The organism is Thalassospira permensis NBRC 106175, from assembly GCF_000714555.1.
GTDB lineage: Bacteria > Pseudomonadota > Alphaproteobacteria > Rhodospirillales > Thalassospiraceae > Thalassospira > Thalassospira xiamenensis.
In genome coordinates this window covers 1-13,721 of record NZ_AUNC01000003.1, presented here as the reverse complement: position 1 = coordinate 13,721, position 13,721 = coordinate 1, and the positions used below count along the sequence as shown (strand labels likewise).

The 13,721-nt window shown below is 56.6% G+C and carries 11 protein-coding genes; 3 read left to right on the top strand and 8 right to left on the bottom strand.

Going from position 1 to position 13,721, the window contains the following annotated elements:
• Nucleotides 1–16: 16 nt before the first annotated feature.
• Nucleotides 17–1,873 (bottom strand): tyrosinase family protein, encoded by a 1,857-nt coding sequence (locus SMB34_RS02850; RefSeq protein ID WP_240478730.1) that lies wholly within the window; start codon nt 1,871–1,873, stop codon nt 17–19.
• Between the two features lie 109 nt (nt 1,874–1,982).
• Between SMB34_RS02850 and SMB34_RS02845 the strand changes: the two genes are divergently transcribed.
• Nucleotides 1,983–2,483, top strand: coding sequence for an Lrp/AsnC family transcriptional regulator (locus SMB34_RS02845; RefSeq protein ID WP_196871093.1), 501 nt, complete (start codon nt 1,983–1,985; stop codon nt 2,481–2,483).
• Nucleotides 2,484–2,532: 49 nt separating this feature from the next.
• On the opposite strand, the gene SMB34_RS02840 is transcribed toward SMB34_RS02845, so the two are convergent.
• From SMB34_RS02840 to hutI, 7 genes are all read right to left on the bottom strand, one after another.
• Nucleotides 2,533–4,080, bottom strand: coding sequence for a TRAP transporter large permease (locus tag SMB34_RS02840; RefSeq protein WP_037987602.1), 1,548 nt, complete (start codon nt 4,078–4,080; stop codon nt 2,533–2,535).
• The gene (locus tag SMB34_RS02835) at nt 4,080–4,583 is read right to left on the bottom strand and encodes a TRAP transporter small permease subunit (RefSeq protein ID WP_037987601.1); all 504 of its coding nucleotides are present in this window, start codon (nt 4,581–4,583) and stop codon (nt 4,080–4,082) included. The genes SMB34_RS02840 and SMB34_RS02835 overlap by 1 nt, the downstream gene beginning before the upstream one ends.
• Before the next feature lie 60 nt (nt 4,584–4,643).
• Entirely contained in the window at nt 4,644–5,741 is a 1,098-nt protein-coding gene (locus SMB34_RS02830) for a TRAP transporter substrate-binding protein (RefSeq protein WP_007088762.1), read from the bottom strand.
• Between the two features lie 71 nt (nt 5,742–5,812).
• A complete protein-coding gene (gene hutU / locus SMB34_RS02825) occupies nt 5,813–7,489 on the bottom strand; it encodes a urocanate hydratase (protein ID WP_037987600.1) in 1,677 nt (558 codons plus the stop codon).
• Entirely contained in the window at nt 7,486–8,295 is an 810-nt protein-coding gene (gene hutG, locus SMB34_RS02820; RefSeq protein ID WP_037987599.1) for an N-formylglutamate deformylase, read from the bottom strand. The genes hutU and hutG overlap by 4 nt, the downstream gene beginning before the upstream one ends.
• On the bottom strand, nt 8,292–9,833 hold the full coding sequence (gene hutH, locus SMB34_RS02815) for a histidine ammonia-lyase (RefSeq protein ID WP_037987598.1): 1,542 nt from the start codon (nt 9,831–9,833) through the stop codon (nt 8,292–8,294). Before hutH ends, hutG begins: the two co-directional genes overlap by 4 nt.
• Nucleotides 9,834–9,888: 55 nt before the next feature.
• Nucleotides 9,889–11,046, bottom strand: coding sequence for an imidazolonepropionase (gene hutI, locus SMB34_RS02810; protein WP_420835044.1), 1,158 nt, complete (start codon nt 11,044–11,046; stop codon nt 9,889–9,891).
• Between the two features lie 148 nt (nt 11,047–11,194).
• On the opposite strand from hutI, the gene SMB34_RS02805 reads away from it, so the two are divergent.
• Complete coding sequence (locus SMB34_RS02805) at nt 11,195–12,559, top strand: formimidoylglutamate deiminase (RefSeq protein WP_037987596.1); 1,365 nt, start codon at nt 11,195–11,197, stop codon at nt 12,557–12,559.
• Nucleotides 12,556–13,260 carry a GntR family transcriptional regulator gene (locus SMB34_RS02800; RefSeq protein WP_037987595.1) on the top strand — a complete coding sequence of 235 codons (705 nt, stop codon included), beginning with the start codon at nt 12,556–12,558 and terminating at the stop codon, nt 13,258–13,260. Before SMB34_RS02805 ends, SMB34_RS02800 begins: the two co-directional genes overlap by 4 nt.
• Nucleotides 13,261–13,721: the final 461 nt, after the last annotated feature.

The following is a 13,721-nucleotide window of genomic DNA, read 5'->3' as shown; positions in this document are numbered from 1 at the left end:
TGGGTCACGGTTATGATCAATGAAGCGAACAGCAGCCGCGCGGTGCCATCTGTCCAATAATCGGTTGGCGCGGATCCCCCCAAACCAGCTGGGGAATAAAGCCGGGTAGCGCTTTGTACTCGTCAGCCGTCACAACACGGCCGGTATCGAGGTGGGTCACAACAAGGGAAATTTGCGGTTTGTCTTCGGGGCGAAGATCAAGCGAATAGATGGTCGGCCCGGCATTCAGAACACGTGACACACCCTGTGTCACACAACGTCCTTTATCATCGACGAGCCCCATGCCGATCCGGCTGAACCGGCCGACATAATGCATGTTGCAGCTTGTTGCGTCGTTCGGGGTCGCGTCGGCCTGATTGATGAAAACATCGATCAGATAACTGTCATGGGTACAACGAACATCGTCAAAGACCACCCATGGACCATCGTCCATGATCTTGGCTTCGGCACGTGTTGCGACAAACGGATCGGCGGAAACACCGGCCTCTTTTACCACCTTTCCCGGTATGGATGGCTTCGCCTTTACTGCCGTCGGGGATTTCTTGCGCGCCGCGTCACCTGTGAACTGCTTGGCAACAGGTTCGCTATAGTCATACCCGATACGACGGCTATCCTGAGCCATTTCACCGATTGAAGTATAGCGCCAATGGTCTGCGCTGGAATAACTTACATCCGTCGCACCTGCGCCCAAAAACGGTTGAAGCGGTGTCTGGGTGGTGAATTGCGCGCCGGGATGATTGCGGATCCAGACTTCAAGCATCCGGTCGATATTGGCGTGATAGGACAGGAACAGCGGATCAAACGCGGTATAGGCATTGTCGCCCATATCCGGCCCCAGCCAGCCGTGATAATTGTCGTGGGGCTGTTCATAAAGACCGTCAAAATTGACATCGCGATAAGGATACAGATTATCGGGCTGCGGCGGGTGAAACGCCGGGATATTGGCCCACGGGTAACCGGGGACTCCCTGCGGCGTGCTGAAAGTTTCGAATTCCAGCGCATCAACGACCTGCTGCTGGAAAATCCGCGCCATCGCATAAAACCTGGTGCGTTCCGCCCTGTCGGTATCACCGGACGTGTAAAATAACGGATTACGCTGGACGTATTTGCAGTCCGGTCCGCTCATCTTGCCGATCGCACACAGTTTGGAATTGCCATCCTTGGCCGCAGCATAACGTAACGGGTTGGGGCGCTTCTTGCCGGTGCCGGGATGGATATATGCCTCGTCCAGAAACGCTTGGGGCAAGCCTGCTTCGGGGCTACCATCGACACTGGCATCTTGTGCCATCCAGTCCCAATAGGGGATCGCAAAATCGATCAGTTCTTCCAGATACAGAAGATACGCCCGATGCCAAAGCGCAAAGGCTTCCTGATAATGCAGGCACCAGTTGGTGTGGATATAGGCAAATATCTGCCACGGTGCGCCGCGGTCCGGATTGCCAATCTGCATGATATCGTCAAGCTTGGCACGATAGGCATCAAGCTCGTCCTGACTTAACGACCGGATATCGGCCCGGATACGTTTGACCTTTTGCGGCAAATCCGGCGGCGGTATGCGGTCGGCCGGATCGAAGGGGGACGTTTGATCAACCCGCCACCCCTGATTAACCCAAAGCCGAAAGGTTTCCAGCGCATCAATCGGCCAGAATTGAGTCTGATCGGTGGTCAATGGCATGCTACGCGATGCCAGATGATTATAAATCGTCACCGACCATTCCTTGACCGAATCCACCTGATCCAGATCGATGAAATAACCGCGCATGCACCCGATCCAGCCCCGCGCCACTGCATCTCGCTCATTAGGCGCAATCCAATAAGGCGCGATAAACAGGTTTTTAACGTCAGAATTCCATGTCGGTTTCGCTACAATCATCGCCTTCCCCGAATAACCCCATGAGTTTTATTGAAGTTTTCTCCACTTTAGGTAGTGTTAAGTTTAGCCCTTCCGTACGGAGAAATTTTGCAAAGTTGGGCGAATAGTGATGGGGTTTTTGCAATTTCAGGGGGCTATTGCAGGATTTATGGCAGATGCGATTGATCTGAAGATTTTGGCGAAGCTCCAGAAAGACTGTACGCAAAGTCTGGAATCGCTTAGCGACAGCGTCGGGCTATCCCCGACAAGCTGTTATCGACGGATCAAGAAACTCGAAAGCGACGGGGTCATTCGCGCGCGCTGCGCAATCCTTGATGAAAAGAAACTCGGCTTTCAGGTCACTGCCATGTTTCTGATAAAGCTTGAAAAAGATAGCGCCGATATCGATCAACGCATGCAGCAGATCCTCAAAAACCGGCCTGAAATCCAGCATTGCTATCTGATCGCCGGTGATTTTGATTTTGTGATGATCGCCAAATTCCGCGATGCGACGGAATATACCGATTACATCTATCACTTCCTTGAAACCTACGCCGATATCCCGATCCAGACCTATACCTCCAAACTGGTGGTCCGTACCGTCCGGCAGGACTGGGCCCTACCGCTTTAGGCGACAAAAATGCCTCGGACAAGATCACGAGGCGCTTTTGAGTAGATGCTCAGAAAACCACGCTTGGCAACCATTGCGCCAAAGACGGCCACAACCAGATTACGAAAATGCCAAACACCTGAAGTGCTATGAACGGCACCACACCGGCATAAATCTGTCCGGTGGTGATTTCCGGAGGCGCGGCACTGCGCAGATAAAACAGCGAAAACCCGAATGGCGGGGTCAGGAACGATGTCTGCAGATTGATCGCAATCAGGATCGCCAGCCATACCGGATCATGGCCCATCATAATCAGTCCGGGGGCTATCAGCGGCAGCAGGATCACCGTGATTTCAACGAAATCAAGGAAGAAGCCCAGAACGAAAATCACCGCCATGCAGAAGAACAGCGCCCCCATCGGGCCACCGGGCATGGATTCAAGGATTTCCGCCACATGGTCTTCGCCGCCCAACCCGATAAATACCAGCGAAAACATGCTGGCGGTCAGGATGGTGGCAAAGATCATCGCCGTAACGGTCATCGTCGATGTCAGTGCGGATTTCAGAACGTCGGCCTTCCATGCCTGTCTCAGGCACGCGGCAATCGCGGCAATGCCGGCAATCGCCAGAACGACATATCCCGCGCCCAGAACATAATCAAACCCGGTCAGATCATTTCGCTGAAACCGGACCGGGGCAATCCCGGCCATAACAGCAAGGATCAGAAGGGCCGCAGTCCCCGACAGGACTAGCTTCCGGTTTGCTCCCTGCCGTACACCGGCCATCAGGATCGCGCCAATCGCGCCGACCGATGCGGCCTCTGTCGGGGTGGCGACACCACCAAGGATCGCGCCCAAAACCGCAATGATCAGCAAAACCGGCGGCAGGATAGCCCGGATTACCTCGCCCATATCCGGGCGGCCATCGTCACTTTTGACCGGCGGCATATCATTTGGCCGGAAAAAACCACGCAACAGGATATAGGCAATATAAATCACCACCAGCGTCAGACCGGGGATGAGGGCCCCTGCAAAAATCTGCCCGACCGAAATGGTTTCGATGGTGAACTTGCCCTGTTCGTACTGTGCCTGCTGATAGGCCGACGACATCACATCAGACAGGATAATCAAAAGCGTAGACGGCGGAATGATCTGCCCCAGCGTCCCCGCCGTGCACACAAGCCCCGATGCCATTTTCGGGTTATAGCCAGTACGCAACATGGTCGGCAGGGCAATCATGCCCATGGCAATCACGGTTGCACCAACAATCCCCGTCGATGCCGCCAGCAACGCCCCGACCAGCACGACCGAAATGCCAAGACCACCGCGCAACTGGCCAAACACCCGGCCCATGGTATGAAGCAAGTCTTCGGCAATGCGCGATCTTTCCAGCACCACCCCCATGAGGACGAAAAGCGGAATGGCAATCAGCACGTCATTGGTCAGAACACCAAACACCCGCTGGCCAAGGGCACCCATCAACGCAATATTCATCGCGTCCGTTGCCCAACCGATAAAGGCAAAAATCACCGCCACACCAGCGATGGAAAACGACACCGGGAAACCAAGCAAAATGCAGCCCATCAGGGCCGCAAACATCAATAAATCAAGGTATTCCATCAGGCGGTACGCCCCCGCAAAATGATAATTTGCCGCAGAAGACAGGCAACCGACTGAATAATCAAAAGAATACAAAAGGCCGGAATCAGGGATTTAAGCAACCAGACGGCCGGAATCCCCCCCACCGAGATCGCGCCTTCCAGCATCGAAACGGAATTAACCACCGACGGCCATGACCAATACAGCAATGTCGCCATCGACGGGATCGCAAGCACGACATAGCCAAAGGCATCAATTCTGGCCTTGGTCGTTTCGTGTGCCGCAGCATAGAAAATATCGACCCGCACATGTCGATCAACCAAAAGCGTATAACCCGCGCCCAGCATGAAAAGCCCGGAATGCAGGTAAAGCACGCTTTCATTCAACGCGATCGAACTGAACCCGAAAACATAGCGCAGCAAAACCACGGCAAACTGCAAAAGAACCATCAGAAGTGCAAACCACCGCACGGTCATTCCGGTCCACTGGTTCACCTGATCCAGCGCATCAGCAAGGCGTTGCATGAAATCCCCCGCGAAACAACAAGACCGGCGCGAGCAAACCCGCGCCGGTCTTCAGTTCTATCAGAAGCCAAGGACCTTGGCGCGCGCATTCATCTGACCGTTATCGGCATAGGTCATGTAGCCGCCAATAAGATCACGATAGGCAACAAAGCTCTCAGTCGTTTTGCGTGTCAGTGCATCGTCACTTTCGCGAAGCTCGCCAATCACTTCGGCTGCTGCCTTGCCCATTGCTTCGATCACATCATCGGGCAACATGCGCACCTGCACTTCCTGCTCGGCAACAAGCTGTTTCAGGGCCATCGCATGCTTGGTCTCGTACTCGGTCCAGACCTCGTTATAAAGGCTGTCACAGGCAAATTTGACCACGGCCTTAAGGTCGTCGGGAAGGTCGGCATATGCCTTGGCATTTACCGCGCATTCCTCGGCCGAGGACGGCTCGCCCACACCGGGCCAGTAATAGTTCTTGGCAACCTGATAGAAGCCAAGCGCACTATCGGACCACGGACCGATGAACTCGCCTGCATCAAGCGCACCGGACTGCAATGCCTGGAACATGTCACGCCCGCCCATGGCCTGAACCGCCATGCCAAGCTTGGCACACATTTCCGAGGCAAGGCCGGTGGTACGGAATTTAAGCCCCTTAAGGTCTTCGGCCGATTTGATTTCATTGCGGAACCAGCCAGCCCACTGCGGGCCAGAATTCCCGCACAAGAACGGTTTCAGGCCAAACTGGCCATAAATCTCGTCATAAAGTTCCTGACCGCCACCATGGGTCAACCAACCGACCTGTTCGTCTGCACGCAGGCCGAACGGCTGCGACCCGAAAAGAAGAATGCCCTTGGATTTTGATCCCCAATAAGCCGGAACCGCGTGATAAATGTCCGCAGTCCCTTCGGCAACCGCGTCAAACACGCCGTTGCCCGGTACCAGTTCACCGGCAGCATGCAACTTGACCTCGATCCGGCCACCCGAAAGGGTCGTGATGCGATCAGCCAGTTTCTGTGCGGCAACGCCTGGCCCAGGCAGGTTTTTGGGCCATGCGGTTACCATGTTCCACTGGCGTTTATCCTGTGCAATGGCTGGCGTTGCAAAGGTTGCCGCCATGGCGGCAGCCCCGGCACCCGCGACACTGGCAGTCAGAAATTCACGTCTTTTCATTTTATATAGCCTCCTTGATGAAGAACCCTGATTGGTCGGGAGCATTTGCCCCCGGCCCTTCTTTTGTCAGATTACTTGCCGAGAATCCCGGGAAGATTAAGCCCGTGTTCTCGTGCGCAATCCAGTGCGATTTCATATCCCGCATCGGCATGACGCATCACACCGGTTGCCGGATCATTCCAAAGGACGCGTTCGACCCTGCGTGCGGCATCTTCCGTGCCGTCACAACAAATCACCATGCCGGAATGCTGCGAAAAGCCCATTCCGACACCGCCGCCGTGATGCAACGAAACCCAAGTTGCCCCCGATGCCGTGTTCAGCAGCGCATTAAGCAACGGCCAGTCACTGACCGCATCCGAACCATCTTTCATCGCCTCGGTTTCGCGGTTCGGGCTTGCGACCGAACCACTGTCGAGATGGTCGCGACCGATCACCACCGGGGCTTTCAATTCGCCGTTTTTGACCATCTCGTTAAATGCCAGCCCCAAACGGTGCCGCTGCCCCAGACCGACCCAGCAAATACGTGCCGGCAAGCCCTGGAACGCAATGCGTTCACGCGCCATATCCAGCCAGTTATGCAGGTGTTTGTCATCCGGGATCAGTTCCTTAACCTTCTGATCCGTCTTGTAGATATCCTCGGGATCGCCCGAAAGTGCCGCCCAGCGGAACGGTCCGATCCCCTTGCAGAACAGTGGCCGGATATAGGCCGGAACAAAGCCCGGAAACGCAAAGGCATTTTCAAACCCTTCTTCGAGGGCCATCTGACGGATATTGTTGCCGTAATCGACCGTCGGGATACCGGCATCGTGGAAGGCAACCATCGCCTCGACCTGAACACGCATCGATGCACGCGCAGCCTTTGCCACGGCTTTCGGATCAGATTCCTGCTTTTCACGCCATTCCGCGACAGACCAACCCTGCGGCAGGTAACCATGCACCGGGTCGTGGGCCGATGTCTGATCAGTCACGATATCGGGGCGAACATCGCGTTTGACCAGTTCCGGGAACACGTCGGCAGCATTGCCGATCAGGGCAACCGACTTCGCCTCGCCCGCCTTGGTCCAGCGATCAATCATCGCCAATGCTTCGTCCAACGAATGGGTTTTTTCATCGACATAACGGGTACGAAGACGGAAATCGGCCCGCGTTTCATCGCATTCCACGGCCAGACAGCACGCACCGGCCATAACCGCGGCCAATGGCTGTGCACCGCCCATCCCGCCAAGACCACCTGTCAGGATCCATTTGCCCTTAAGGCTGCCGCCATAGTGCTGACGCCCGGCCTCGACAAAGGTTTCATAGGTGCCCTGAACGATGCCCTGTGATCCGATATAAATCCACGACCCCGCCGTCATCTGGCCATACATCGCCAGACCTTTTTTATCGAGTTCGTTGAAATGATCCCAGTTGGCCCAATGCGGCACAAGGTTGGAGTTCGCAATCAAAACACGCGGCGCGTCCTTGTGGGTGCGAAACACGCCCACCGGCTTACCCGACTGCACCAAAAGAGTCTGGTCATCTTCCAGTTCCTTCAGACTGGCAACGATCTGGTCAAAATCCTTCCAGGTACGTGCCGCCCGGCCAATGCCACCATAAACCACCAGCTCATGCGGGTTTTCGGCCACATCGGGATGCAGGTTATTCATCAACATGCGCATCGGTGCTTCGGTCAGCCAGCTTTTGGCGGTGATTTCCGTACCGGTTGCCGGATAGACGTCGCGCTGGTTATGCCGCGGATTGTTGCTCATGATTTGCCTCTTAACGTCGGGGCCAGTTCGGCCAATTTTTCAAGAATGGAAGTCAGATGCGTGCGCAGTTTTGCGGCACGGCTTTCGTCATAGGCCCAGGGTGCTGCCTCGGCCTGAAGATAGGTCGATTGCGCCAGTTCCATCTGGATGGCGTGCTGATTGATATCGGGGCGACCGTAATGGCGCGTGGTCCAGCCGCCTTTGAAACGGCCATTAACGATGCTGGTGTAATCCTTCGCCGCCCCACAGATATCGCGCGTTGCCGCCTCGATCAGCAGATCGCAGGTCGTACCCAGATTGCTGCCGATATTGAAATCGGGAAGCTTTCCGTCAAACAGGAACGGGATGTGCGACCGGATCGAATGGCAATCATAGAGGATCGCAACCCCGTGCTTTTCGCGCACCCGGTCAAGCTCGCCTGCCAATGCCTGATGATAGGCGCTGTGAAAATGATGGGCGCGAAATGCGATATCATCCTCGTCAGGTGCCTGATCCCAGATGTTTTCACCATCAAAATCAGTCAGCGGCACCAAGGTCGTGGTGTTCTGGCCGGGATATAAACTTATCCCTGCCGGGTCGCGATTGGCATCGATCACGTAACGATGGAACGTTGCCCGAACCGTCGTGACATTATCGAGAAGCCCGTCATAAAGCGTATGGATATGCCAATCCGTATCGGCAAGTTCGCGCCCGCGATCATTCAGTTTTGCGGCAATGTCGTCTGGAACATAGGTCCCCGTATGGGGCAATCCCAGAACGATGGGACCATCGCCGTGCCTGACTTCAACCGGATTGCTCTTGGTCATGCGTTGCCCCCCACCACAAAACCCGAAAGTTTCGCCGCCGAAACAAGGCTGCCGTTGGTGACCAGCTCCGCCGCCTTCGCCAGATCAGGTGCCATGTATCGGTCCTGCTCGACGCTTGGAATGTCTTTGCGGACCATCGCCAGAACATCCTGCAAACCGGCACTGGTTTTCAGCGGACTGCGGAATTCAACGCCCTGTGCCGCACAGATCAGCTCAACCCCCAGAATATAAGAAAGGTTGGCATTCATCCGGGCCAGTCGACGGGCACCGTGGGCGGCCATCGATACATGATCTTCCTGATTGGCACTGGTGGGCGTGCTGTCGGTCGAGCACGGATTGGCAAGATGCTTGTTCTCGCTCATGAGGGCTGCTGTCGTGACCTCGGCAATCATCAAACCAGAATTCAAACCCGGATCGGGGGTCAGGAACGGCGGCAGGTCATGTGAAAGTGTCGGATCAACCATCAACGCCACGCGGCGCTGGGCAATCGCCCCGATCTCGGCAACAGCAAGGGCAATCTGATCGGCGGCAAAGGCCACCGGTTCGGCATGGAAATTCCCGCCCGAAACAATCCGGCCATCTTCTTTGAGAACCAGCGGATTATCGGTGACCGCATTGGCCTCGATCTCCAGCGTCTGCCCGGCGAAGCGCAGCAAATCCATGGCTGCCCCGGTCACCTGCGGCTGGCAGCGGATGCAATAGGGGTCCTGAACGCGGGTATCGCCTTCGCGATGGCTTTCGCGGATTTCTGATCCGTCCATCAATGCGCGCATCGACCGCGCGACATTGATCTGCCCCGGATGACCGCGCAGCGTATGGATTTCATCAACCAGTGGGGCTGTCGATCCCATGATCGCATCGGTCGAAAGCGAGGCAGTGACAATCGAACTGGCCGCGTTGCGCCACCCCGAAAACAGCCCGACTAGCGCACAGGCGGTTGAAAACTGTGTGCCGTTAATCAGGGCAAGCCCCTCTTTCGGGCCAAGGACCACGGGCGTCAAACCTGCCTTTTTCAGGGCATCCGCACCGGCCATGGTTTCGCCGCGATAGACCGCTTCGCCGGCACCGATCATAACCGCCGTCATATGGGCCAGCGGCGCCAGATCGCCCGACGCCCCGACCGAGCCCTGTGACGGGACGACCGGGGTTACACCATGTTCCAGCATCCCCTCGATCAGATCGATAATGTCCCAGCGCACCCCCGATGCCCCCCGCCCCAGCGACAGCAATTTCAACGCCATCATCAAACGCGTGGTCGCGATATCAAGCGCATCCCCCACCCCGCAACAATGGCTCAGGATCAGGTTGCGTTGCAGGGTTTCGGTATCCTTGGCGGCAATCTTGACCGATGCCAGTTTGCCAAAACCGGTATTGACCCCGTAAACCGCATCGCTGCCGTCGGCGGCAGCACGGACCATGGCATGTGCAGCCTCGACCCCGGCCTTGGCCGACGGGTCCAGCTTCACGGCGGCCTGACTGCGCCAGATATGTTCAAGATCGGCCAGTTTCACAGACGCGGGGATCAGGGTGACAGTCATTTTGCATCCTTGTCGAATACAGGTTTCGGGGCGCGTGGGCAGGGCTCCGATACGCTTAGCGCGCGACCGGAACCCCACCGAAAATACGTTCGAACAGCGGGTTGAACCCGATGCGATATGAAAGTTCTGCCGGGTGCGACACATTCCAGATCGCCAGATCAGCCCGCATCCCTGCCCTGACCTGCCCGGTATCGGACAGTCCCAGTGCACGGGCGGCATGGGCCGTTGCACCGACCAAGGCTTCTTCGGGGGGCAGGCGGAATAATGTGCAGGACATATTCATCGCGAGCAGAATCGACATCAGCGGCGATGTCCCAGGATTGCAATCGGTTGCAACCGCCATTGGCACGCCATGTTTCCGGAAGGCGGCAACGGGGGGCAACTGTTTTTCATGCAGGGTATAAAATGCGCCGGGCAACAGGACCGCGACCGAGCCGGATTTGGCCATCGCCATCGCGTCTTCTTCGTTAGCATATTCGACATGATCGACCGACAATGCGCCATAGCTCGCGGCCAGTTTGGTGCCGCCGATATTTGAAAGCTGTTCGGCATGCAGTTTGACCGGGATGCCAAGCGCGCGGGCAACATCGAACACACGGGCAATCTGTGCCGTGTCAAAAGCGATGCCTTCGCAGAAACCGTCAACCGCATCGACCAGCCCTTCGGCATGGGCGGCGCGCAATGTCGGGATGCAGACCTCGTCTATATAACGATCCGGTTCACCCTTGAATTCAGCCGGGGTAGCGTGGGCACCAAGGAAGGTCGTTTTAATCCGGACCGAACGATGTTTTTCAATCGCGCGGGCTGCGCGCAGCATGTTCAGTTCGGTCTCGCGGTCCAAGCCGTAACCGGATTTGACCTCGATCACGCAAACACCCTCGGCCAGCAGCGCATCGACCCGGGGCAAGGCACTTGCCAGCAATTCATCGACACTGGCGGCGCGGGTTGCGCTTACGGTTGAGACAATACCACCGCCCGCACGGGCGATTTCCTCGTAACTTGCCCCTTGCAGGCGCATTTCGAACTCAACCGCGCGATTGCCGCCATGCACGACATGGGTATGGCAATCGATCAGGGCCGGGGTGATCAGACGGCCTTCAAGATCGCGATAGGGGAATTTTTTGCTGTCTTTATAGTCTTCGGGGATCGCATCGGCATCGCCGACCCAGACGATCTTTTCGCCTTCAATCGCGACCGCGCCCTTATCAATCATACAATATGATAATTGATTTTCGCCCGGCGCTTTATCGATCGCGACAATTTTCGCATTCCCCAAAAGCATGTAAAGCTCACCCTTGATAAGTCTGTTATTAAATATAATATGTACGTACATAATATCACTGTCAAGACGGGTAGAAGCAATGACGGTTCTCTGGGCAAATCAGGCACTTACCACCAAAGGCTGGGAAAACAGCGTCCTGATCGAGATCGATGAAAGCGGCAGAATCACAAAGGTTCAGGCCGATTCCCCTGCCACCGGAAACCGCGTTGGTACGCTTCTGCCCGCGATATCGAACCTGCACAGCCACGCGTTTCAGCGTTCGATGGCCGGACTGACCGAAAAACGCGGCCCCGATCCCCGTGATACCTTCTGGACATGGCGACAATTGATGTTCCGCTTCCTGGATCAGCTCACCCCGGATCACGTGCAGGACATTGCGGCCTTTGTGCAAATGGAAATGCTCGAAGCCGGATACGCCAACAATACCGAGTTCCATTACCTGCACCATCAACCGGGCGGCGTTCCCTATGACAATATCGCCGAGATGGCCGAACGCATTGCGGCGGCGGCAAACATCACCGGTATCGGCCTGACGCTTCTGCCCGTGCATTACCAGTTCGGCGGTTGCGACAAACGCCCGCTGGGCGCGGGGCAAATCCGGTTTGGCAATGATCCGGAACGCTTTGCCAAATTGTATGAGGAAAGCGAAAGGGCGTTGAAATCCCTGCCGTCCGACACACGCATGGGCGTTGCCCCGCATTCGCTGCGCGCCGTTGGTCGCGAGGACCTGATTGCCACCACGCGGCTGTCAAAGGACGGTCCGGTTCACATGCATCTGGCCGAACAGGTCGCCGAGGTCGAGGAAGTCGCGGCATCCTGGGGCAAGCGCCCGGTCGAATGGCTGCTTGAACATGCCGATGTCGATGAAAACTGGTGCCTGATCCATTGCACGCAAATGCAGGAACACGAAACGCTTGGCCTTGCCAGAACCGGGGCTGTTGCCGGGCTTTGCCCGATCACCGAAAGCAGCCTTGGCGATGGTATCTTTGATGGTGTGCGCTATCTGAATGCGGGTGGAAATATCGGTGTCGGATCGGATTCCAACATTCGCATTTCACTTTCCGAAGAACTCCGCACGCTGGAATACAGCCAGCGTCTGCGCGATAAATCGCGTGCCGCCCTTGCCACCCCGGAAAAATCCACCGCCCGCCGGTTGTTCGATGCGGTTGCCAAAGGCGGCGCACAGGCGGCAGGCCGCGATGCCGGCCGGATCGAGGTTGGTGCGCTGGCCGATCTGATGGCGCTTGATGGCACGGCAGTTGACCTTATTGGTCGGACAGGCGATACGATCCTCGATACATATGTCTTTGCCGGAGATGATCGCATGGTGCGTGATGTCTGGTCGGCCGGTCGCCATGTCGTGACCGAAGGCCGCCATATCGCACACGATACGATCACGGGCCGGTATCGCAAGGTGATGGAACAACTCAAGGAAGCGGTGTGAGCACCACCACGGAACTGACAAACTGGCAATCGGTCCATGACGAGGTCCTGCGCCGCATTCACACCCGTGAATGGAAACCCGGCGACCAGATCCCCAAGGAAGTCGAGCTGGCCGAGGAACTGGGCTGCGCACGTGCGACCGTCAACCGGGCGCTCCGCGAACTTGCCGCCGAGGGCTTCCTTGATCGCCGCCGCAAGGCGGGAACCCGAGTCGCGACCCATCCGGTGCGACGCGCGCGGCTTGACATCCCTGTCATACGGCTGGAGATCGAGGGCCGCGGCCAGAAATACACCTATGGCCTGCTGTTAAGCGAACGCCGCAGCCCGCCGCCGGAAATCTGCGCCAATCTGGGCGTCACATCTGATAGCGACATGCTGCATATCACGTCACTGCATCTGGCCGATGGCAAGCCCTATATGTTCGAAGAACGCTGGGTTTCGGTCGCCGCCACCCCGGAAATTGTTGATGCTGATCTATCCAAAATCAGTGCCAATGAATGGCTGGTGCTTCATGCCCCCTACACCAAGGGCGACATTTCATTTTCCGCTGTGCTGGCATCCGAAAACGAAGCCAAAATCCTGCGCACCCAAAAGAATGAACCGCTGTTCCTGATCGAACGCACGACCTGGGAGGGGGAAAAGGGCATTACCTCGGCCCGGCTGGTGTTTGCACCGGGATACCGGATGCATACGGCGCTTTAGATCCTCCCGAAGAGCCTTTGGTTTATGCGCATATCCGCCCTTTTTTCAGATTTCCTGAAAAAGTTCTTGATTTGTTCTTTTAGTTATGGCATAAAAGTAAAGTCAACGGGAGAAATGCACCCGGACCGAAACCCGCAAGGCCTTGTAGGCTCTGCGGGTTTTTGCGTTTGGGGCCGGATCAAAGAGGGGATCAGGATGCAGCAGCAAGGATCGAGGCAGGGTAGCGGGGCAGCCCGCAGGATATGCGTCGGCGGATGGCGGAGCCATTATGGCGGTGTTCCGCGCCGGTCCTAACAGGTTTCAAACACCCTTATTTGTCATGACGGGAGAGGTGCGTCTTGTCGGGGAAAGGACCCCGAATTTGCCGAAAGCGGCAGCAATGGGAGCAGTGGCGGCATCGGATTGTAGCCCGTCGGTGGTGGACAGGTTGGGGCAATACGCCCGAAGACCGTCTGTCGGTA